The sequence below is a fragment of the Pseudomonas segetis genome (assembly GCF_900188155.1).
In the GTDB taxonomy this organism is placed as follows: Bacteria; Pseudomonadota; Gammaproteobacteria; order Pseudomonadales; family Pseudomonadaceae; genus Aquipseudomonas; species Aquipseudomonas segetis.
Window position 1 is genome coordinate 546056 of the sequence record NZ_FZOG01000003.1, and the last position, 21806, is coordinate 567861.

22 protein-coding genes are annotated in these 21806 nt (G+C 57.9%); 12 read left to right on the forward strand and 10 right to left on the reverse strand.

Going from position 1 to position 21806, the window contains the following annotated elements; all coding sequences use genetic code 11:
* Positions 1-51 precede the first annotated feature (51 nt).
* The 3 genes from rsmD to CHB79_RS13750 are packed head-to-tail and all read right to left on the reverse strand — an operon-like array spanning position 52 to position 3456.
* Entirely contained in the window at positions 52-645 is a 594-nt protein-coding gene (gene rsmD / locus CHB79_RS13740; protein ID WP_010489486.1) for a 16S rRNA (guanine(966)-N(2))-methyltransferase RsmD, read from the reverse strand.
* On the reverse strand, positions 645-2108 hold the full coding sequence (locus CHB79_RS13745) for a M16 family metallopeptidase (protein ID WP_089360315.1): 1464 nt from the start codon (positions 2106-2108) through the stop codon (positions 645-647). Before CHB79_RS13745 ends, rsmD begins: the two co-directional genes overlap by 1 nt.
* The gene (locus tag CHB79_RS13750; RefSeq protein WP_089360316.1) at positions 2101-3456 is read right to left on the reverse strand and encodes a M16 family metallopeptidase; all 1356 of its coding nucleotides are present in this window, start codon (positions 3454-3456) and stop codon (positions 2101-2103) included. Before CHB79_RS13750 ends, CHB79_RS13745 begins: the two co-directional genes overlap by 8 nt.
* Before the next feature lie 372 nt (positions 3457-3828).
* On the opposite strand from CHB79_RS13750, the gene ftsY reads away from it, so the two are divergent.
* The 5 genes from ftsY to CHB79_RS13775 all read left to right on the forward strand — a co-directional run bounded on the left by ftsY (position 3829) and on the right by CHB79_RS13775 (position 8673).
* Positions 3829-5088 carry a signal recognition particle-docking protein FtsY gene (ftsY, locus tag CHB79_RS13755; RefSeq protein WP_089360317.1) on the forward strand — a complete coding sequence of 420 codons (1260 nt, stop codon included), beginning with the start codon at positions 3829-3831 and terminating at the stop codon, positions 5086-5088.
* Between the two features lie 79 nt (positions 5089-5167).
* Entirely contained in the window at positions 5168-5836 is a 669-nt protein-coding gene (gene ftsE, locus CHB79_RS13760) for a cell division ATP-binding protein FtsE (protein ID WP_010489490.1), read from the forward strand.
* Positions 5836-6852: a permease-like cell division protein FtsX gene (gene ftsX / locus CHB79_RS13765; RefSeq protein ID WP_089360318.1), complete on the forward strand. Its 1017-nt coding sequence runs from the start codon at positions 5836-5838 to the stop codon at positions 6850-6852. Before ftsE ends, ftsX begins: the two co-directional genes overlap by 1 nt.
* Before the next feature lie 112 nt (positions 6853-6964).
* Positions 6965-7819, forward strand: coding sequence for an RNA polymerase sigma factor RpoH (gene rpoH / locus CHB79_RS13770; protein ID WP_010489491.1), 855 nt, complete (start codon positions 6965-6967; stop codon positions 7817-7819).
* Between the two features lie 236 nt (positions 7820-8055).
* The gene (locus CHB79_RS13775; RefSeq protein WP_089360319.1) at positions 8056-8673 is read left to right on the forward strand and encodes a hypothetical protein; all 618 of its coding nucleotides are present in this window, start codon (positions 8056-8058) and stop codon (positions 8671-8673) included.
* A gap of 11 nt (positions 8674-8684) precedes the next feature.
* Here the strand turns inward: CHB79_RS13775 and mtgA are convergent, their stop codons facing one another.
* Positions 8685-9419 carry a monofunctional biosynthetic peptidoglycan transglycosylase gene (gene mtgA, locus CHB79_RS13780; protein WP_089360320.1) on the reverse strand — a complete coding sequence of 245 codons (735 nt, stop codon included), beginning with the start codon at positions 9417-9419 and terminating at the stop codon, positions 8685-8687.
* Between the two features lie 67 nt (positions 9420-9486).
* Here mtgA and CHB79_RS13785 point away from each other — a divergent pair, with 67 nt between their 5' ends.
* From CHB79_RS13785 to CHB79_RS13810, 6 genes are all read left to right on the forward strand, one after another.
* Positions 9487-9864, forward strand: a complete 378-nt coding sequence (locus CHB79_RS13785; RefSeq protein ID WP_089360321.1) for a DUF423 domain-containing protein — start codon at positions 9487-9489, stop codon at positions 9862-9864.
* A gap of 127 nt (positions 9865-9991) precedes the next feature.
* Positions 9992-10192: a sulfur carrier protein ThiS gene (gene thiS / locus CHB79_RS13790; RefSeq protein WP_089360322.1), complete on the forward strand. Its 201-nt coding sequence runs from the start codon at positions 9992-9994 to the stop codon at positions 10190-10192.
* A 101-nt stretch (positions 10193-10293) separates the two neighbouring features.
* Positions 10294-11088: a thiazole synthase gene (locus CHB79_RS13795; RefSeq protein WP_089360323.1), complete on the forward strand. Its 795-nt coding sequence runs from the start codon at positions 10294-10296 to the stop codon at positions 11086-11088.
* 163 nt (positions 11089-11251) lie between these two features.
* Entirely contained in the window at positions 11252-11923 is a 672-nt protein-coding gene (trmB, locus tag CHB79_RS13800; RefSeq protein ID WP_217898868.1) for a tRNA (guanosine(46)-N7)-methyltransferase TrmB, read from the forward strand.
* Between the two features lie 446 nt (positions 11924-12369).
* Entirely contained in the window at positions 12370-13713 is a 1344-nt protein-coding gene (locus CHB79_RS13805) for a DUF1329 domain-containing protein (RefSeq protein ID WP_089360325.1), read from the forward strand.
* Between the two features lie 739 nt (positions 13714-14452).
* Positions 14453-16384 carry a RecQ family ATP-dependent DNA helicase gene (locus CHB79_RS13810; RefSeq protein WP_089360326.1) on the forward strand — a complete coding sequence of 644 codons (1932 nt, stop codon included), beginning with the start codon at positions 14453-14455 and terminating at the stop codon, positions 16382-16384.
* Positions 16385-16388: 4 nt separating this feature from the next.
* Here the strand turns inward: CHB79_RS13810 and CHB79_RS13815 are convergent, their stop codons facing one another.
* The 4 genes from CHB79_RS13815 to CHB79_RS13830 are packed head-to-tail and all read right to left on the reverse strand — an operon-like array spanning position 16389 to position 19844.
* Positions 16389-17003, reverse strand: a complete 615-nt coding sequence (locus CHB79_RS13815) for an ABC-type transport auxiliary lipoprotein family protein (RefSeq protein ID WP_089360327.1) — start codon at positions 17001-17003, stop codon at positions 16389-16391.
* Positions 17000-17914: an MlaD family protein gene (locus CHB79_RS13820; RefSeq protein WP_089360328.1), complete on the reverse strand. Its 915-nt coding sequence runs from the start codon at positions 17912-17914 to the stop codon at positions 17000-17002. Before CHB79_RS13820 ends, CHB79_RS13815 begins: the two co-directional genes overlap by 4 nt.
* The gene (locus CHB79_RS13825) at positions 17914-18705 is read right to left on the reverse strand and encodes an ABC transporter ATP-binding protein (protein ID WP_176443190.1); all 792 of its coding nucleotides are present in this window, start codon (positions 18703-18705) and stop codon (positions 17914-17916) included. Before CHB79_RS13825 ends, CHB79_RS13820 begins: the two co-directional genes overlap by 1 nt.
* On the reverse strand, positions 18699-19844 hold the full coding sequence (locus CHB79_RS13830) for an MlaE family ABC transporter permease (protein WP_010489503.1): 1146 nt from the start codon (positions 19842-19844) through the stop codon (positions 18699-18701). The genes CHB79_RS13825 and CHB79_RS13830 overlap by 7 nt, the downstream gene beginning before the upstream one ends.
* Positions 19845-20005: 161 nt before the next feature.
* On the opposite strand from CHB79_RS13830, the gene CHB79_RS13835 reads away from it, so the two are divergent.
* Positions 20006-20440 carry a DUF3465 domain-containing protein gene (locus CHB79_RS13835; RefSeq protein WP_089360329.1) on the forward strand — a complete coding sequence of 145 codons (435 nt, stop codon included), beginning with the start codon at positions 20006-20008 and terminating at the stop codon, positions 20438-20440.
* A 5-nt stretch (positions 20441-20445) separates the two neighbouring features.
* Here the strand turns inward: CHB79_RS13835 and CHB79_RS13840 are convergent, their stop codons facing one another.
* Positions 20446-20700: a hypothetical protein gene (locus CHB79_RS13840; protein WP_010489505.1), complete on the reverse strand. Its 255-nt coding sequence runs from the start codon at positions 20698-20700 to the stop codon at positions 20446-20448.
* 111 nt (positions 20701-20811) lie between these two features.
* Complete coding sequence (locus CHB79_RS13845; RefSeq protein ID WP_089360330.1) at positions 20812-21717, reverse strand: LysR family transcriptional regulator; 906 nt, start codon at positions 21715-21717, stop codon at positions 20812-20814.
* Positions 21718-21806 lie beyond the last annotated feature (89 nt).

A 21806-nucleotide genomic window follows, 5' to 3' on the forward strand; every position in this document is an offset into this window, starting at 1 on the left:
ACGCCTGTATTCGAGTCCCGTAATGCGCCCCCGTGGTTGAGGCGCGAGGGCTTAGACACTGCGCTCCCACAGCGAGTAATACACCTGTCCGGATTTTTTCTCGCGATGTAAGCGCCAGTTGCTCGGCAAGCCCAGTTTTGACGGGGCATTTTCGCTTTCGCAATAGACCCAGGCATCATCGCTTAGCCAGCCGCGGGACTCAAGCAGTTCACAGGCCGGCAGCAGCAGGTCTTGATGAAAGGGCGGGTCGAGGAATACCAGGTCAAATGCGCTTGCAGTCTGGTTTTGCAGATAATTAAGTGCATCGCTTTGCAGGAGTTGGCCATTGTCACAGCGCAGTGTTTGCAGGTGCCCGCGCAGCGATGCCACCGAGTCAGGGTTCAGGTCGAGCGCCAATGCGCTGGAAGCCCCGCGCGATAGCGCCTCCAGGAACAGGGCGCCACTACCGGTAAAGGGGTCGAGCACGCGGGCGCCTTCTATGTAGGGCGCCAACCAGTTGAACAGGGTTTCACGCACTCGGTCCGGGGTTGGGCGCAGGCCCTGCGCATCCGGAAACGTGAAGCGTCGGGAGCCCCACTCGCCACCGATGATTCGCACCTGTCCCAGCCCGCCGTGGGCACCCGTTCTACCTGCTTGTCTACTCATTAATGCTCCGGAACGCCCAGCGGTTGCTCGACAGGGTTGTCAGTGGGTGGCGGCAGTGGCTTTTGCTCGACTGTGGGGCCTGCGGTCACTATGACCATTGCATCTGGGTCCAGGTGTTTGGCCATGGCGGTCTTGACCTGCTCGACGGTCAGCGCCTGGATCTTCTGCATAAAGGTTTCGAGATAGTCGAGTGGCAGATTATAGAAGCCGATCGCGCCTAGTTGGCCAACAATCGCCGAGTTGCTTGCTGTGGACAGCGGGAAACTGCCGGCCAGTTCGCGCTTGGCATTGTCCAGCTCTTTCTCGGTTGGGCCATCTTTGAGGTATTGGCGCAACAGGTCCTTGACCAGCTTCAGCGTGCCCTCGCTGAGTTCGGCGCGGGTTTGCAGGTTGATCATGAACGGGCCGCGTACCTGCATGGCGGTGAAGGCTGAATACACGCCGTAGGTCAGGCCACGCTTCTCACGAACTTCCTCCATCAGGCGCGTGCCGAAACCGCCGCCACCAAAAATCTGGTTGCCCATATAGAGCGCGGCATAATCCGGATCTGCCCGGTCGATTCCCAGTTCAGCCAGCATCAGGTGAGTTTGCTTGGATGGAAACTCGATATGGTTGTTACTTGCGGGCGGGGTTTGTGGCTCGGCTATAGTCGCCAGGGCAGGACCCTTGGGCAGCGCAGCGGAGACTTTGGCGGTGATTGCCTCGGCTTCACTGCGGCTCAGGTCACCAACCAGTGCAATCACGGTGTTTCCTGCAGCGTAGGCTTTTTTGTGGAAGGCTTTGAGCTGCTCGATTGTGATCCCCGGGATTGATTTCTCGGTGCCGTCGCTTGGGTGCGCGTAGGGGTGCTGGCCGTACAGCTTCTTAAACAGTTCGATACCGGCAAGGCTGCCAGGGTTTTGCTTCTGGTATTCGAAGCCGGCAAGCGCCTGGTTCTTGATGCGAATGAAGGAGTCCTTCGGGAACGTCGGCTGGCCGATGACCTGGTTGAACAGGGCCAAAGCCGGCTCGCGTTCCTTTTTCGCGCTCAGGCTGCGCAGGCCTGCGAGCGCCATGTCGCGGTATGAGCCATTGCTGAATTCAGCGCCGAGGTCTTCAAAACCGGCTGCAATCTGGCTGACATCCTTGCCCGGCACGCCTTCATTGAGCATGGCGTTGGTCAGCATGGCCAAGCCCTGGGCGTCGCCATCCTGGCTGCTGCCAGCGGCAAAGGTCAGGCGCAGGTCGAACATCGGCAACTCGTGAGCCTCGACAAACAGCACTTTCGCGCCTTCGCTGGTTTTCCAGGTCTGGATATCCAGCTTGCGGTGGCTGACCGTCTCGCTCATTTCGCTCAACGATTGCAGTTTGCTGCCGCTTTTAACCTCGGCAGCTGCCGCGTTGGCCATGAGGCTGGCGAGCGATAGAGTCGATAGCAGGGCCAGGCTCAACAAGCCTGGACGCAGGTAGTTGCGCTTACTCATCGCTCTTCTCCTCCGGTAGAACATAAGCGACGCTGAGGCGCTCGCGGGTAAAGAATTTCCTGGCTGCTTGCTGGATGTCTGCGGGGGTCACGGCTTCAAGTTCACTGAGTTCCTTGTCCATCAGCTTCCAGGACAAACCGACTGTTTCCAGTTGGCCAATCGAGGTGGCCTGGCTGGTGATCGAGTCACGTTCGTAAACCAGGCCTGCGATTACCTGCGCCCGTACGCGGGCAACCTCTTCAGCCGATGGCGGATTGTTTTGCAGATCCTTCAGCTCGCTCCACAGTCCGGCCTCGGTCTGCTCGATGGTTTTACCTTTTTGCGTGTTTGGTGTGGCTGTGAGCATGAACAGGCTATCGCCACGCGGGTAGGGGTCATACCAGGCAGACGCGCCTGAAACCAGCTCTTGTTCCCGCTCAAGATGAGTCGGCAGGCGTGCGCTGTAGCCGCCGTCGAGCAAGGCTGCTATCAAACGCAGGGCGTGCACGCTGCGTGGCTTTTCGGCTGTGGCCAGGCCAGGTACGTTAAACCCCATGATCAGGCTTGGCAGTTGGGTCTTGAGGTGTAGGGTCAGGCGGCGTTCGCCGGGCTCGTCGAGATCCTTGGGGATCTTGACCGCTGGCACGGCACGTTTGGGGATGGCACCAAAATATTTCTGCGCAAGCTTTTTGACTTCAGCTTCGCTGACATCACCGACCACCACCAGCGTGGCGTTGTTCGGTGCGTACCAGGCCTGGTACCAGTCGCGCAGCTCGTCGATGCTCATGCGCTTCAGGTCGGCCATCCAGCCAATAGTTGGGTTGTGGTAGCCGCTGGCGGGATAGGCCATGGCCTTGAAGCGTTCGTAGGCCAGGTTGGTCGGCTTGTCGTCCGTGCGCAGGCGCCGTTCTTCTTTGATCACTTCGATTTCGCGCTTGAATTCCTCGGCAGGCAGCTTCAGCGTGGCCATGCGGTCGGCCTCGAGCTCCATCGCCACGCTCAGGCGGTCGCGGGCAAGCACTTGGTAGTAAGCGGTGTAGTCATCGCTGGTGAAGGCATTTTCTTCGGCGCCGAGATCGCGCAGTACATGGGATGCCTCGCCAGGCCCGAGTTTGCTGCTGCCTTTGAACATCATGTGTTCAAGGGCGTGTGAAAGGCCGGTGCGTCCCGGTGTTTCAAAGCTGGAGCCCACTTTGTACCAGAGCTGGGAAACAACCACGGGGGCGCGATGATCCTCACGGACGATAACCTTGAGGCCGTTGTCGAGGCTGAACTCATGAGTAGCTTGGGGCTCGGCGGCGAATGCTGTGAGCGGAATGCAAAGCATGCCAATCAGCAAGCCGGTAGCGCGGCGGGCAATGGTATTCATAAGGAGGTGGTCACCGAAGATAAGGGTTCGCCAGGTAAGAATGATGGGAGCGCAAGTCGGTGCGCCTGAAGCGTTTGAGGTTGATGGGCCAACAAGTGTTTCTTCTCCAGCTCAATCCGGCGCCTTGGCAGATCATCACATACCCAGCATTCATTAATACAGTCGCAAGCAGCGGCTGGTCAGTCTGATGTGTGAGGGCTTAGCGTCCGCCGGTACTGAGATGCTAGGATACTCATCCGTTTTACTGACGACCATGCCTGTAAAAGTGACTAAAAACTACCATCAGACGGTTAGCTGCGACTATTTGTCCTGCTTCGCCTGGGTTTTTAGCATGGATACTGGCACGTCGCTTCTTTGAGATAGCCGGCCTCCATGTTTGGTTCCAACGACGATAAGAAGACCCCAGCAGTGTCTGACACGGACAAACCCGTGCAAACTGCTGATAAGACTGCCGAGAAGAAAGGCCTGTTTGGCTGGTTACGCAAGAAAGCGCCAGAACCAACAGCTGCTCCGGCACAGCCCCTTGCGCCCGCAGAGCCGAGCGCGCCTGCTGCTGAACCTGCCGAGGTGGTTGAGCCGCCGCGAGACGCAAGCCCCGAGCCTGTTGTTGCACCGGCAGCGCCTGTATCCACGCCGGTCGAGCCAAGTGCTGACACGGTGGCCGAAGCGGTTGTCGCAGCGCCTGTCGAGCAAGAAAAACCAGGCTACCAGGGTGGTTGGTTCAATCGCCTCAAGCAAGGTTTGTCGAAGACCAGCGCCGGTCTCGGCGAAGGCATGGCCAGTTTGTTTCTCGGCCAGAAAACCATCGATGACGACCTGATCGACGAAATTGAAACACGATTGCTGGTGGCCGACGTTGGTGTCGAGGCAACTACGCTGATTATCGAGAACCTGACCCAGAAGGTTGCACGCAAGCAACTGACCAATGTCACCGCGTTGTACAAGTCCTTGCAAGACGAACTGGCGGCGCTGCTCAAGCCGGTCGAGCAGCCGCTGAAGATCGACAGCAGCAAGACCCCTTATGTAATCCTGGTGGTCGGAGTCAACGGCGCGGGCAAAACCACCACCATCGGCAAAATCGCGAAAAAACTGCAGCAAGATGGCAAGAAAGTCATGCTGGCCGCAGGTGACACCTTCCGCGCAGCGGCGGTAGAGCAATTGCAGGTCTGGGGTGAGCGCAACAATATTCCCGTTATCGCCCAGCACACCGGCGCTGACTCAGCCTCGGTGATTTTTGATGCTGTGCAGGCCGCCAAGTCCCGTGGCGTGGATGTCTTGATTGCAGATACCGCTGGCCGCCTGCACACCAAAGACAACCTGATGGAGGAGCTGAAAAAAGTCCGTCGGGTCATGGGTAAGCTCGACGATACCGCTCCACACGAGGTTTTGCTGGTGCTGGATGCCGGTACCGGGCAGAACGCTATCAATCAGGCCAAACAATTCAATCAGACGGTGAACTTGAGTGGCTTGGTTTTGACCAAGCTGGATGGTACCGCTAAAGGTGGAGTGATCTTTGCCCTGGCCAAACAGTTTGGCTTGCCGATCCGCTATATCGGTGTTGGCGAAGGGATTGATGATTTGCGTACTTTTGTTGCAGATGACTTCGTCAAGGCACTGTTTGCCGAGCGTTAGTTTACTGCCTAGGATCCTTCGAAAAGCATGGTCGCCGTTCGAAAGGTTCTCAATTGTTTTTGATTAGGACACACCCTCGATGATTCGATTCGAGCAGGTCGGTAAGCGTTATCCAAATGGACATGTAGGGCTGCACGAGCTCAGCTTTCGTGTGCGCCGTGGGGAATTTTTATTCGTCACCGGTCATTCCGGCGCGGGTAAAAGTACCTTGTTGCGCCTGATTCTGGCGATGGAAAGGCCAACCAGCGGCAAGCTGTTGCTGGCGGGGCAAGACCTGGGGCAAATCACCAATGCGCAGATTCCATTTCTGCGTCGCCAGATTGGAGTGGTGTTCCAGAATCACCAATTGCTGTTCGATCGTAGCGTTTTCGACAACGTGGCATTGCCGCTGCAGATCCTTGGCTTGTCCAAGGCCGAGATCGGCGAGCGGGTCGGTTCTGCGCTCGAGCGCGTGGCCTTGTCGGACAAGGCCGAGCAGTTCCCGGGTGATCTCTCCACGGGGCAGCAACAGCGCGTCGGCATTGCCCGCGCCATTGTCCATCGCCCGGCGTTGCTCCTGGCGGATGAGCCAACCGGTAACCTGGATCCGCGCCTGGCTGCGGAAATCATGGGTGTGTTCGAAGACATTAACCGCCTCGGCACCAGCGTGCTGATTGCCAGTCACGACCTGGCGTTGATCGCGCGTATGCGCCATCGCATGCTGACATTGCAGCGCGGCCGTTTGATTGGTGATGGAGACGCTGTCTGATGAGTGCGACCCGCATGCCACCGCCGCAGCCAGCACAACGTGTTGGTGCCGCGCCCAAAAAAGCCGAACACAACAGCCTTGAAGATGGGCCGGATTTCAAGACCCAGCTGCATTCCTGGCTGGAAAACCACCGCGCCAGCCTGGCTGACAGCGTACGTCGACTGGCCAAGCAGCCGATTGGCAGCTTCTTTACCTGCCTGGTGATGGCAGTCGCGCTGAGCTTGCCTATGGGTTTGTCGTTGTTGCTCAACAATGTCGAGCGCTTGGGCGGTTCATGGCAGCGTGCGGCGCAGATCTCGCTGTTCCTGCAGATTGACGCCAGCGACGCGGATGGCCAGGCGTTGCGCGAACAAATCGCCAAGATGGACGATGTGGCAGAGACCGACTGGGTCAGCCGCGAGCAAGCCCTGGCTGAGTTCCAGGAGCAGTCCGGCCTGGGCCAGGCGCTGAAGGAGCTGCCTGAAAACCCATTGCCTGGCGTGGTGCTGGTCACCCCAAAAGAGGTCGATAAAGTGGCGCTTGAGGCACTGCGAACCCGGCTTGCGGCATTGCCCAAGGTGCAGCAGGCGCAGCTGGACCTGCTCTGGGTCGAGCGTTTGACCGCAATCCTTAAGTTGGGTGAACGTTTTATCTTTGGCCTTACATTGTTGTTGATCATGGCGCTGCTGCTGGTGATCGGTAACACCATCCGCCTGCACATCGAGAACCGGCGAACGGAAATCGAGGTTATCAAGCTGGTTGGCGGCACTGACAGCTACGTGCGCAGGCCATTCCTGTACATGGGCGCGCTCTACGGCCTGGGTGCCGGTATCCTGGCTTGGCTGGTGCTTGCATACGGCCTGCACTGGCTCGATGGTGCGGTGGTGCGCCTGGCCGATTTGTATGGCAGCGACTTCAGTTTGGGCGGGGTGGCGGTAGCCGATGGTCTGTCACTACTACTCGGCGCGGTGTTGCTCGGTTATATTGGCGCCTGGCTAGCGGTAGCGCGGCATTTGCGCGAGCTGGCACCCAAGTGACAAGTTATTGATTTGATTGATATTGACTATTAGTGACGGAACTCGTAGAGACGTTATAAGTCATATTGAGCAGTGCTAGACTGCACCTGTTTAAGTCGTTCGGAGGATACAAATGTCCACTTCCTTGCAACCTGTTCATGCTTTAGTTCCAGGCGCCAACCTGGAGGCTTATGTGCATGCGGTCAACAGCATCCCGCTGCTGACTCCAGAGCAGGAGCGCGAGCTGGCCGAAAGCCTCTTCTATCAACAGAATCTAGAGTCTGCTCGGCAAATGGTGCTCGCTCACCTGCGCTTTGTCGTGCATATCGCGCGTAGCTACTCGGGTTACGGTTTGGCGCAAGCCGACCTGATCCAGGAAGGCAACGTCGGCCTGATGAAGGCGGTCAAACGATTCAACCCAGAAATGGGCGTGCGGCTGGTGTCGTTCGCCGTGCACTGGATTCGTGCAGAAATTCACGAGTTTATCCTGCGCAACTGGCGCATCGTCAAAGTGGCAACCACAAAGGCCCAGCGCAAGCTGTTCTTTAACCTGCGCAGCCAAAAGAAACGCCTGGCCTGGTTGAACAACGACGAAGTCAACGCAGTGGCTGAAAGCCTTGGCGTCGAGCCACGCGAAGTGCGTGAGATGGAAAGCCGTCTGACCGGCCACGACATGGCATTCGACCCAGCGGCGGATGACGATGATGATCGTGCATTCCAGACGCCTGCCCAGTACCTCGAGGATCACCGCTATGATCCTGCTGTGCAGCTCGAGGACGCTGACTGGAGCGACAGCTCCACGGCGAACCTGCATGAAGCGCTGGATGGCCTGGACGAGCGCAGCCGCGATATTCTTTATCAGCGCTGGTTGTCCGAAGAGAAGGCGACCCTGCATGACCTGGCAGCCAAGTACAACGTGTCTGCTGAGCGCATCCGCCAGTTAGAGAAAAATGCAATGAGCAAGCTCAAGGGTTCGATTGCAGCCTGAGCGTAGCGATTCAAGAAGCCGCACTGATGTGCGGCTTTTTTCTGCCTGAGGAATCTCTGGAAGTGATAGGGCAGTCCATGCTGGGGCCGCCCGTGCTGCGACTCTGGTCGCTTTTTCGCGGTTCTTAACTTGCTAGGCTGGCCCGGTGGCGAGCCTTTGGCTGTTGCTCCCGTTTGTCGTTGCGCCTTGTACTCCCTTTGTGCGCTACCTTTTTCAAAAGATCCTTAAGGAAAAGTATGAAGTTGCCGCCGTTGCGAGCGCAGCACTGGCTGATTTTTGCAGCTGTTGCGCTGATCTTTTCTAGCTGGGGCGCATGGTTGATGCGCGGCCCGCAAATGGTCGAGCCGCTGGCCTGGCTGCAGAAATGGCAGGCCGATATCTTCGCGCCACTGGCTGACGACCAATTGACGCTTAAGCATCTGAGCGAGCGGGTCGAGGAGGGCGGTGAGCTGTGGTTGCAGCCGCGTCTCGATGGTTCCCGGCTGCTGTACCGGGGCGAATTGCAGGCCGATGATCAAGTCTGGAGCGTCGAGGCCCGCATTGCTCTGAGTGATGATGAGTTGGTCAGCCTGATGGCGGCGGCTGGTGTCGACGAGACCGGCGAGGAGCAGCCGCTGAGTGCGCAAATGGTCAGGCAGTTGGGGCATTATGAAATTATTTATTTGAGCCTCAAGCCATTGGACGACGTCAGCACGGCGCAGATAATCAGCAGTCTGGGCCAACCCAAGCTGCGCCTGGAGCTCAAGGAAGGTGGCCAGGCCTTGGTCTTTCCCCAGCTGGGCCTGACCGCACATACCCTTGACGAGGATGTTGATCTGCTGTTTGTCGTACCGCAGCGCTTGCTCGCGCCATAGTGCGGCGTGGGTTATTTGCCCAGTACTGCGACCAGCCATTGCGGCTTTGAAGCGCTGAGTTGATTCAGGTAATGACTGCCGCCGAGCTGGCGCATTTGCCGCCGAATCCAAGTCGCTCGGCGGTTGATGTAGGCGGTTGGTCGGCTGGCGCTCCATTTGCGGGGGTTGGGCAGCACCGCCGCTAGCAGGCTCGCCTGATGGGCCGACAAATAGGGTGCGCCAATACCGAAGTGGTGCTTTGCTGCGGCCTGTGCGCCGAATATGCCAACGCCCCATTCAGCGCTGTTCAAATACACTTCGAGAATACGTTGTTTCGGCCAGAACAGCTCGATCAGGCCCGTGAACCAGACCTCGATGCCCTTGCGCAGCCAGCTACGCCCAGACCAGAGAAACAGGTTCTTGGCGACTTGTTGGCTCAGGGTGCTGGCGCCACGCACATTGCCACCTTCTTGATTGTGCTCGATGGCTGCGCGGATCGCGGCAATATCAAACCCCCAGTGGTCTGCAAACTTCTGGTCTTCACCGGCGATAACCGCGATTTTCAAGTCGTCGGGCAACTCTGCCCATGGTCGCCAGGTGCGCTGCAGGTCGATTGCCGTGCCATCTATCCAGGATTGCACCTTGCGTTCGACCATCAGTGCGCTGCCCGGCGGTGGCACCCAGCGCAGGACCAGCACCAGCAGGGCCGAGCCAGCCATGAACCAGAGCAGGGATTTGATCAGGATGCGGCGGATGGTTTGAAACATGCGTGCTTGGCCCGGCGGAGTTTGCGAGCCATTATAGCGATCGTACTGGCCTTGTCTGGAGTGATTGATGGCGCGTTTGTGGATTGTCTTGTCAGCCCTTGCGGGTTTCAGCGGTGTGGGCCTTGGCGCGTTTGCCGCCCACGGCTTGAAGAAAACCCTGAGCACCGATTATCTGGCCGTGTTCCAGACCGGCACCCATTACCAACTGATCCATGCATTGGCGTTGTTCGGTGTTGGGCTGCTTGCATGCTATGCGCCGGGGCGCTGGGTCACGCTGGCGGGTGCGTTCTTCGCCACTGGAATCGTGCTGTTTTCCGGTAGTTTGTATGCGCTGACCCTGAGTGGAATAGGCAAGCTGGGGATTATCACGCCATTTGGTGGCCTGGCGTTCTTGCTGGGTTGGTTGTGCCTGGGCATGGCTGCCTGGCGCTTAACCCCGAACTGAGCAGCCGGGGGCAGCTTCTAAACTGACTCGCGCGTCAGAAAACAGAGCAAATGAGGCCCTTTAGCCTTGGTCATCGCGTTTGATCGGGCTAGAATGCAGACCCCTCTAGATTTGTGACCGTTACGTCATGCGCATTCAATTGAATGGCGAGCCACTAGAGCTTGCCGATGGCCAGACTGTCGCTGGGCTGATTGCTCAGCTAGACCTGGTGGGTCGCCGCGTTGCGGTCGAGCTCAACCTGGATATAGTGCCGCGCAGCCAGCACGCCAGCACCGTCTTGGCTGAAGGTGATCGGGTCGAGGTTGTCCATGCCATTGGTGGTGGCTGAGCCAGGCCCGCACCGATTTATTTTGCCCGGTGCTCTAAGTTACGCCGCTGCTTATGCACGGCGTTTGGCTTAAAGCGCGCAACCCGCACTAGGAGTTTTCGATGAGCCAAGTTCGTAACGACAAGCCTTTCACGCTCGCCGGTCGTACCTATCAATCGCGTTTGTTGGTGGGAACCGGGAAGTACCAGGACCTGGAACAAACCCGGGTTGCCATTGAAGCTTCTGGCGCCGAGATCGTTACTGTGGCGGTGCGCCGCACTAATATCGGCCAGACACCGGGTGAGCCAAACCTGCTTGATGTTATTTCGCCTGATCGCTACACCATCCTGCCCAACACCGCTGGCTGCTACGACGCTGCCGAAGCTGTACGTACCTGTCGCCTGGCTCGCGAACTGCTTGATGGGCATAACCTGGTCAAGCTGGAAGTGCTGGCCGATCAGAAGACCTTGTTTCCCAATGTCATCGAAACCATCAAGGCAGCCGAAGTCCTGATCAAGGATGGTTTCGATGTAATGGTGTACACCAGCGATGATCCCATTATCGCCCGGCAACTGGCGCAGATGGGCTGTATCGCGGTAATGCCACTGGCTGGCCTGATTGGCACTGGCCTGGGGATTTGTAACCCCTACAACCTGCGGATCATCCTTGAAGAGGCCACGGTGCCGGTATTGGTTGATGCCGGGGTTGGTACCGCATCCGATGCCACCATCGCCATGGAACTTGGCTGCGAGGCAGTGCTGATGAACAGCGCCATTGCCCATGCGCAGAACCCGGTGATGATGGCTGAAGCCATGAAGTACGCTATCGAAGCTGGCCGCTTGGCTTACCTGGCCGGGCGCATGCCGAAGAAACTTTATGCCAGTGCTTCGTCGCCTCTTGAGGGTATGATTCGCTGATTAATCACCGAAAACCACTGCGCTAGGGTTTTCGAGTTTCATCTATTAATTATTTGTCATCCGGCATTGGCCTGATCCTTGGCTCTGGATGGCGTAGTACGACCGAATTAAAGAGTACGAAATGACTGATTCCCCACAGGCCACGCCTGAAACCTCGCCCAAGCTGCGAACCATCAAGAGCTTTGTTATGCGTGCCGGGCGCATGACTGAAGGGCAGCAGCGGGGGCTGGATCAGGGGCTGAGCAAGTTTGGCTTGAAGCTTGAGGACGGCCTGCAGGATTTTGACGCGGTCTTTGGTCGCCGTGCGCCACGTACTTTCGAAATTGGTTTTGGCATGGGCCATTCCTTGCTTGAGATGGCTGCTGCGGCACCTGAACAGGATTTTATCGGCGTTGAGGTGCATCGCCCGGGCGTGGGTGCCTTGCTCAATGGGTTGCTCACCCAGAATCTCAGCAACGTGCGCGTTTACAGCTGCGATGCCTTGGAGGTGCTGCGTAACTGCGTGGCCGACAACAGTCTTGACCGACTGATGCTGTTTTTTCCGGACCCATGGCATAAGGCCCGTCATCACAAGCGGCGTATTGTGCAGCTCGAGTTTGCCGAGCTTGTACGACAGAAGCTCAAGGTCGGGGGTGTGCTGCACATGGCTACCGATTGGCAGCCCTATGCCGAGTACATGCTGGAAGTGATGAACGCGGCGCCCGGCTATCAGAATCTGGCGGCTGATGGCACCTATGTGCCGCGCCCGGCAGAACGTCCCATTACCAAGTTTGAACGCCGTGGCGAACGTCTTGGCCATGGGGTCTGGGACCTGAAGTTCGAGCGTCAGGGCTAAACCGTCCAGGCTTTGCCAGCGCTCGTTGGTTCTTCTAAACAAGCGCGGCCTTCCCGGCTGCGCTTGCATCTGTCCCCGTACCTTGCGCACGCCAGCTTGACCTCGAGCCTGGCGACTTGAGCCTGACGGTTACAAAAAACTGCAATTGCCCTGGCCCCCGCCATTCCAGCTTTAGATGCGGCGCTGGATGTGCAGTGAACCGCTAATTCGCATATCACCCGAAGCAAATGCTTGTTTGAACGAGTAAACTGCGCGCGGCCGCTAAGCTGCGCCTTGCCAATAGGCATGCACGCAGCCTCAGCAGGCCCACTTCAGGGATGGAATACCAGACCGGGAAAACCCGGCGCCAGGATGGCTTCTCACCAAGACTGACCAATAAAGCGCAAGTCAATGCTGGCGCATAAAAAAGCGGTGCATGAAAGAAGTCTGCGCTGTGGGGGAGTACTGTGTTGCGAAAACTTTCGATTCTGTTGTTGGCTGCAGTGGCGCTGCAGGCTCAAGCCAAGGTTGATGAAGCGCAGGCTGGCCGGCTCGGCCAGGACCTGACACCGCTCGGTGGTGAAATGGCGGGCAATGCCGCAGGGACCATCCCGCGTTGGGAAGGTGGATTGGCGACGCCGCCGGCCAGCTATTCGCCTGGCATGCATCATCCTGACCCGTACGCGGGCGAGAAGCCGCTGTATCAGGTCAACAGCCAAAACATGAACCAGTATCAAGCCAAGCTGCCTGCGGGTTTGAAAGTCCTGCTGGAAAAGAACCCGGATTATCACCTGCGGGTTTTCCCGACCCACCGTAGCGCAGCTGCGCCGCAACGTATCTACGATGCCACTCGCTACAATGCGCTCAACGCCCAGTTGATATCCGGCGGCAACGGTGTGGAGGGAGTGGCATCGGGCATCCCGTTCCCGCTGCCGCAAAATGGCCAGGAAGCCATCTGGAACCACATCATGCGTTACCGTGGCGACCAGATCAGCTTTGTGACAAACCAGGCTGCGGTACTATCCAATGGGGCCTACAACCTGCTCAAGCTCGAACGCGATGTGTACTTTCTGTACGGACGTGAGGGGGTAACGCCGAAGGATCTTGATAACACCTTGTTCTATTACAAATACAAGGTGGTTGCGCCATCCAAGCTGGCAGGTTCGGCGCTGGTGGTGCAGGAGACCCTCGACCAGGTACTGGCGATTCGCAAGGCCTGGCGCTTCAACCGTGGCGAGCGCCGTGTGCGTCGCTTGCCAATGCTGGCGTATGACACCCTGCAGCCGGACACCAACGGTATGGCCACGGCAGACGTTGTCGACTCCTACAACGGCGCACCGAATCGCTATGAGTGGAAGTTGTTGGGCAAGCAGGAAATGCTGGTGCCTTATAACAGCTACGCGGTACACCAGCAGGGTATTCCCTATGAGACCATTCTCAAGCGCAACACGGTCAACCCTGACCTGCTGCGCTATGAGCTGCATCGGGTTTGGATTGTCGAGGCGGATTTGCGCAAGGGTTTTAGCCATCCCTATGCCAAGCGGCGCTTCTACATCGATGAAGACAGCTGGCAAATCCTCGCGGTCGATCTTTATAACAAGGATGGTGAGTTGAGTGGCCTGCAGGAAAGCCATCCGATCAGCTACTACGATGTGCCGATGTTTGGCAGCACCCTGGAAACCATCTACGACTTCAAGGGCGAGCGTTATTTTGTCGATGGCCTGGATAACAATGAGCCGATGTACAACTTCAACGTGGGCCTGACCCCGCGTGACTTTACGCCACAAGCGCTGCGCCGCTCCGGCAATTGAGGCACACGCGGAAAAGCCGCCTTAGGGCGGCTTTTTGTGTGTGACTGCTGATACAGTTCCAACACGTTACGCAGGTGGAGCTACGGAGATACAGGTGAAACGGGGCCGCTCATCACGGCTATAAATGTTGCCTATGTGCTGTGCTCTGAATACTTAGCAACGTTGTCATTCGCGGTTCTGCAGTAGGTCCAACCGGTCTGAGCGCTGCCAACTCCAGATTTGCTGGTGGTCATCCGACCTATGCTGGTTTGCGGCTACAAACTGTTGGTGCTGAACGTTGAGCTGGCCACGCTACGTGGAGTTTCCAGGCCCAGTTGTCGGCTAACTTGAGGGTTTTGATACTCAACCAGTGGCAAGGTCGTTGGCCTCGTGTACCGGCTCTTGTCAGGCAAGAGCATGAGGTGCGTAGGATGTTCGGCCCGCTTTGTTGATGGTTCAGCTCAAAGCAGACAAGCTGCCGTAAAAACCGATTCCTTCATATAAAGCTCCTGTGCAACTGTTCATGAGTTCAATCTACTCCAAGGTAACGCCTGGCGTTAGATGGATTGGTCATAGCCAGCGAATTGATATTCCCTTAGCACCTGATGTCGGCCTGGAGGCCCGTGAATACGGGCGATTAGCCTGACTCCACGGGGTCTTGTGCCTTCGACCAGTCGTCGAGATGGTGTTCACTGGCCCTTCAAGCTGTCACATTCCTGTCTGCTTAAGCATCAAGCACGGCATCCACGAGGATAGATTGTTGATTTACGACAGCTTGCACCGCACCTTTGGCTACCAGCAGTTTCGTCCTGGCCAGGAGGCCGCGATCAAGGCCGTGATGGCAGGGCGTTCGGTCGCGGCAATATTTCCCACCGGCTCCGGCAAGTCGATGTGTTATCAGTTGCCCGCCATGCACTTGCCCCACCTGACGCTGGTGGTCTCGCCGCTGCTGGCCTTGATGCAGGACCAATTGGCTTTTTTGCAGCGCCACTCGATCAAGGCGGCCAGTATCGATTCAGCCCAGAGCCGGGAGGACATCGCGCAGGTGATGCATGATGCCAAGAGTGGTGAGCTCAAGGTCCTGATGATTTCAGTCGAACGCTTGAAAAACGAGCGCTTTCGCAATTTCATCCAGCAGGTGCCGATCTCCCTGTTGGTGGTGGATGAGGCGCACTGTATTTCCGAGTGGGGGCATAACTTCCGGCCGGACTACCTGAAGCTGCCGGACTATCGACGCCAATTCAACATTGCCCAGGTGTTGCTGCTGACCGCGACGGCAACCCCGCCGGTCATCGCCGATATGCAGCAAAAATTCGAGATAGCCGAGGCGGATGTGGTGACCACCGGATTTTATCGGCCCAACCTCAACTTGTGGGTAGAACCGGTGGCGGGGGCTGACAAGCAGCGGCGCTTGGTCGAGTGGTTATCGGCCAAGGCAGGGCAACCCAGCATTGTCTATGTCACCCAGCAGAAAACCGCCGAGCAGGTGGCTGATTTGCTGGCAGCCAAAGGTTTTCCTGCCAGTGCCTATCATGCCGGCATGCCACATGAGCGGCGTGAGTCGATCCAGCGCCAGTTCATGGGCGGTCAGTTGAACTGCATCGTCGCTACCATCGCCTTTGGCATGGGCATCGATAAAAGTGATATCCGCAACGTTGTGCACTACGACCTGCCCAAGTCGATAGAGAACTACAGCCAGGAAATCGGCCGCGCCGGACGCGATGGCCAACCTTCGGATTGCTGGGTCATGGCCAACCGCGACAGCCTCAATGTGCTGGAAAACTTCGTCTACGGCGACACGCCCGAACTGGAAGGCATTGGTTATGTGCTCAATGAGTTGCTCGCCTGTGGCGCGGATGGGCAGTGGGAGCTGACATTCAATGCGCTTTCCGAGCAAAGCAATATTCGCTTGCTGGCCTTGAAAACGCTGCTGGTACAGTTGGAGCTTAGAGGTGTTATTGCGCCTAAATACGCCTATTTTGCCGAATATCGCTTCAAATACTTGATTGAGCCTGAGCAGCTGATCGCCAGATTCGATGGTGAGCGACGAGGTTTCGTCGAGGCCCTGGTGGCGTCATCGAAACGCGCGCGAACCTGGTGCACTGTCGACTTTGATCAGCTTTACCAACTGCACCAGGCCGAGCGTAGCCGAGTGATAAAAGCACTGGATTACTTTCAGGAAAAAGCCTGGATCGAACTTGAAAGCAAGCAAATGACCGAGGTTTATACCCTGCTTGACGCTGCATTTGATCCTGCCCGGCTCGGCGCGGAGTTGCATCGCTACTTCAAGCAGCAAGAGCACAGCGAGATCGAGCGTATTCACGCCATGCTCGACCTGTTTGCCAGCGATCAATGCCTGAGCCAGCGGTTGGCCGGCTACTTTGGCGATAGCCAGGCGCCAGTGCGGTGTGGGCATTGCTCGGTGTGCCAGGGCCAGGTTGCCCGCCTGCCAGAGCCGCCGGCACTGGCGTCGCTCGATCAGTACAGGGTGAGTGACTTGGGCGCTGAATTTATCCAGCGTTACCAGGGATTGAAGGGAGGCATGCCAAGTCACGAATGCCTGACTCGTTTTTTCTGTGGCATCAGCGTGCCGCTGTTGACCAAGCTAAAGGCGCGCAGCCTGGCGGGGTTCGCTGCTTTGCAGGACTACCCCTACGCCCAGGTGCGTGAGTGGGTCGAGGCCCAGGTGTAAGCGTTCAGCGGTTGCTTTTATGGCTCTGGCTCAGGGTCCATTGCAGCAGCTGGGTTGAAAGGTTATCGACCGCGCTACCGAAGGCTTCGACAACATTTTCGACCGAGGTGCCTGTTGCCGCCTGGCTGACGCTGAAGCGTCTGCTGGCGATGATCTGTTGCTGGCTGTCGACCAGTTGTACATCGAGTTGAATCTGCACCTGTGGCGCGCCGTTACGGTATTCGCTTTGAAAGGCACGCAGGGTGCTGACCAGTTGCAGGTCGGTTTGCAGGTGGTTGTCATCACTGCTCACGGCAGCAAAGCTATTGGCACTGATAAAGCTGTCGATCAAGCGATCGCGGAGCATGGTCGGTGCCCGGTCGCTCCAGCGCACGCCTTGATAGGTGCTGACCTGGTTACCATCGGGCAGTACGACAATCCGTGAGCTGTCGAGAATCTGGTTGCTGCTGGGGCGATTGACCTGCAAGGTCATGGGGCTGGGTGTTGCCAGAGTGCTAACGCTCGGCGCGGTGCCGGGCAAGCGATAGACATGCAGCTGCTCGGGCTCCGGCAGGATAGAGCAGGCGCTGAGCATAAGCGCGCTGAGTGCGAGGGCACTGATGCGGATAAACCGGCTCATGGTTGAAACTCCTTGATGGTATCGCTACGCAGCAGGTAGGCCGGGTCGTCTTCAATCCGGCGTGAGAACGAGCGGATGGTGCTCAGGGTGTCGCGCAGGTCATTGATTGCCGGGCCTAGAGTGCTTACACCCTGCATGCCTTGGCGCAGCGCGTCCCGGTTCTCGTCGAGGATGCGCTCGATATTGCTGCTGCTGCGTTCCAGCGATGCACTGATGCGCTCGATGTTGGCAAAGCTCTTGCGCCCAGAGTCGTTGAGCAGGCTATTGGCATTGCGCATCAGCTTGACGGTTTCAGTGCTGGCGACGCTGATTTCCTGGGCGGTTTTGTTCAGTGTGTCGCGCTGTTCGGCGACCATTGCACTGACTGCTTCGAGGTTTTTCAGGGTCTTGGAGACCTGCGCCAGGTTCTCGTCGTTGAGCAGGTGGTTGGCTTGGTTGATCAGGTGATTGACGTTGATGACCAGGTCATCGCCGTTGGCGAGCAATTTTGACAGAGGAGAAAGGTCGGCAATAATCCTGGGCCGTTCGCCATCTTCGCCGAGCAGCGCCGGGCTTTTCGGTGTGCCGCCATGCATCTGGATGACCGCAGTTCCGGTGATGCCGGTGATCGACAGGCGGGCGCGAGTATCGGTCTTGATCGGGGTGCTGCTGACAATACGTATCCAGGCAATGACCTTGCGCGGGTCCTTGGGGTCAAGAAACAGGCGCTGCACATCGCCGATGGTGATGCCACTGTATTGCACGGAGCTGCCGCGCGACAAGCCGCTTACTGTCTCATTGAATACCACGCTGTATTCGTTGTATTGCTGGTCAGCGGAGTGTTTGCTCAGCCATATCGCAAAGACCAGCGCCGCGCTAACCACCAGCACGGTAAACAGGCCGATCAAAACATGATGTGCGCGAGGTTCCATTAAGCTCTCCGTGGCGCGTTGTCCGCTGCCTGCTTGGCCGCGCGTCCACGCGGGCCATGAAAATAGTGTTGAATCCATTGGTCATCGGTCGCCGCGACCTTTTCCAGGGTGTCGGCCACCAGCACACGTTTCTGCGAGAGCACGGCAATGCGGTCGCAAATGGTGTAGAGCGTGTCGAGGTCATGGGTGACCAAGAATACGCTGAGGCCGAGTGCGTCGCGCAGGGTCAGGATCAACTGGTCGAAATCAGCGGCGCCAATGGGGTCGAGACCTGCGGTGGGCTCGTCGAGAAACAGTATGTCTGGCTCCAGCGCCAGGGCGCGGGCCAATGCGGCACGCTTGACCATGCCCCCAGACAGCTCCGAGGGGTACTTGTCGCCAGTCAGGCAGGGTAAGCCGACCAAGGCCAGCTTGACCCGTGCCAGGCGTTCGGCCGAGGCGCGGCTGAGCTTGGCATGCTCGATCAGTGGCAGCGCGATGTTCTCGGTAACCGTCAGTGACGAAAACAACGCGCCACGCTGGTAAAGCACACCGAAGCGGCGTTCGATCAATGAGCGCTGGTGTTCGTCCAGCTCCAGCAGGGTTTGTCCAAAAACATTGACGCTGCCTTCGTTGGGCGTGCGCAAACCGACAATCGAGCGCAGCAGCACCGATTTGCCGGTACCAGAACCGCCGACGACCCCGAGCACTTCGCCCCGGTATAAGTCGAGGTCGAGGTTTTCATGCACGCTCTGCGCGCCAAAGCGATTACACAGCCCGCGCACTTCAATCACGGCTTCTTTGGTCACCAGCCCATCTCCACCATGAATAACGCGAAGATGGCATCGAGCAGGATCACCACGAAAATCGACTGGACCACGCTGGAGGTCGTGCGCTCACCCACCGACTGGGCGCTGCCGGTGACCTTGAAGCCTTCCAGGCAGCCGATGATGGCAATCAAGAAGGCAAAGATCGGTGCTTTGACCATGCCCACCAGGAAATGCTTCAGCTCAATACTTTCGTGAAAGATGCTGATAAAGCTGGTGACCGAGATATCCAGGGTCAATGCACAGACCATGGCGCCGCCGACTATGCCGCAGATCATCGCGATAAACGTCAGCACGGGCAGGGCAATCAGCATGGCGCACACTCGCGGCACCACCAGCAGCTCAATCGGGCTGAGGCCGAGGGTGCGGATGGCATCGATTTCTTCGTTGGCCTTCATCGAGCCAATTTGCGCGGTGAAGGCACTGGCTGTGCGCCCAGCCATCAAGATTGCCGTGAGCAGCACGCCAAACTCACGCAGGAAAGAGAACGCGACCAGGTTGATGGTGTAGATACTGGCGCCGAAGTCGGCCAGGATTGTGGCACCTAGAAATGCCACCACAGCGCCGACCAGAAAGGTCAGTAGCGCCACGATTGGTACCGCATTGAGCCCGGTTTGTTGCAGGTGCGAGGTCAGCGAGGTGATGCGCCAGCGGCTGGGCTTGAGCATTACGCTGAGCATGGTGCAGACGGTCAATCCAAAAAAACCGACCAGCTCGCGGGCCTTGCAGAGGAAATCGTCAACAGCAATGCCGATGTGGCCGAAAAACTCACTGATGGATGAAGGGCGGGGCGCAGGGGGCGTCTTTCTGGATTCAGTGATGGCATGACCCACGCTTTGCAGCAGTTGGCGCCGTTCTGCGCTCAGTTGCGGTGAGCAGGTTTCAAGGGTCTCAAGCCGCGCTTCGCCGAGTAGGTCGACCAGCAGTGCAGCGCCAGCGGTATCCAGTTGGTTGATGTCGTTGAGGATGATCGTGGCATCGGCTGCTACATCTTGCCGGGCTTGCATGACTTGTGGTTCGAGCGTGGCGAAGTGTGCCAGAGTCCAATCGCCGCCAATACGCAGGCCAGAACCTGCATCCTTGCGGTCTAATGGAAGCGCGTTGATAAAGGGGGCTGTCGTCATGGGTCCAGTTTAGCCTGCTCACCTTGCTGGCAACAGTAGCAAAATTTGCACTGCCACAACCGAACCAGGTTGTTTGTGCAGCGTCTGGGGCGCTGGGCTAGAATCCTAGCCTCCACAGGGACAGTCGCCAAATGCGACACAACACATGGACTGGAATCGAGATGAAGAAACTTGCTTACCTGATTGTGGCGCTGGTGCTGGCTTATGGTTTTGCCAGGGAGCAGGGCGTCTCGATCCCGGGGTTCAGCGACACGGCACCGGCTGGCAACTCCGAGCTCTTGCAGGCCTACAGCCGCCAGCAGAGTGATGTTCAGGTTCAAGGCTCCGGGGTTGTGGTCAAGGTCTTGCGCGACGATCTCAAAGGCTCGCGGCATCAAAAGTTTATTCTCAAGATTGCAGGCGGCCCCAGCGTGCTGGTCGCCCACAATATTGATCTTGCGCCACGCATTGACGGCTTGCGCGCCGGTGACAGCGTGGAGTTCTACGGCGAATACGAGTGGAACGCCAAAGGCGGCGTCGTGCACTGGACGCACCGGGACCCGGGACGCCGTCATGTTGATGGCTGGCTCAAGCATGACGGCAGGACGTTCGAGTAGCGGTGCTAGTCAATCATCTCGGCGCCGGAGATGACCGGGTCAGGCAGCGAAACCGGCGCCGGTGATATTTGCAGGTACTTGATGCTCTCACGCGGAATCATCAGCAAGTCGCCATCGACTTCGATCGATAGGAACGGTGATTCCAGCTGTTTGCGAATTCCCCGCGCAACCTCGACGGGGTCTGCACTTTGCTGGGGGAAACGCATCGCCAAGCGCTGGCCGTCTTGGAAGTACAGGTACAGGTGTTTGATTGGTTTCATTCAGGTAACTCCATTTACGGGGGTGTCTGGCTGGGCGTAATTTTATCGGATCCTTTCAAAGCCTAGCCGCAGGGGCTGGTTTGTGTAGTGATTGTACCGTTGTGTTGAAGCCTAGGACGAGTCGGCGGCAATGCTCAGGAGTTGCTCGATCAGCCATTGCAGGGCCGGGTCGCGCTGGCGCTGGCTGAGGCTGACCACTTCGAGGTGGAAGGCCTCCAGCTCGAAGGGCAAGTCGAACAGTTGCAAGGGCAGCAGCGCCGCAAAATGCCGGGCCAGTTGGTCCGGCAAGACTGCGCCCAGGTCGCTACTGGCAACAATGTGCGCCGCTTGCAGGTAGTTTGGGGTGGTGTAGACCACTTCGCGCTGCAGGCCTTGCTCATTGAGCCATTGGTCCACCATGCCGCGTGTCTGGCCGCCGTGTACCCATAGCTGGCGAAGCTTGAGGAATAACTCAAGATCCACTCCGTGGCTGACCAGTGGATGATCCCTGCGCACTGCGAGCTGCAAGGTCTCGCTGGCCCAATGCTGGCGGCTGAACCGCGCCGGAATGTCCAGGAAACGGCCCAGGACCAGGTCCAGCTCGCCGTTATCCAGCGCCTCTACGGGCAAGCGTGGATTCAGGTGGTGAATATCAATACGTATGCCTGGCGCGCAGTCACTGAGCTTGCGCATCAACTGCGGCATGCAGATCAACTCGACATAGTCGGTCAGCGCAATATTGAAGTGTTGGCTGCTGCTGGCGGGATCAAAGGTTTGCCCCGCGTTCAGGCTCTGCTCGATTTGCTGCAAGGCCATGCGGATCGGCCCGGCAAGGGCCTGCGCCCGGGGGGTTGGCTGCATGGTTCTGCCTGTGCGGACCAGCAGTGGGTCATCGAGCAATACCCGCAGGCGATTAAGTGCGTTGCTGACCGCTGGCTGGCTCAGTGCCAGGCGCTCAGCGGCGCGCGATACGTTTTGCTCGCGCATGAGTGCATCGAGCACACGCAGTAGATTAAGGTCGAAACTGAGTATATTCATAGTCTGAATATTAAGTATCACAACACTAAATTTCAAAAATAGTAGCGCGTTGCTTATGGTGATGGGCGATCTTTTGCCCGCTCAATTAC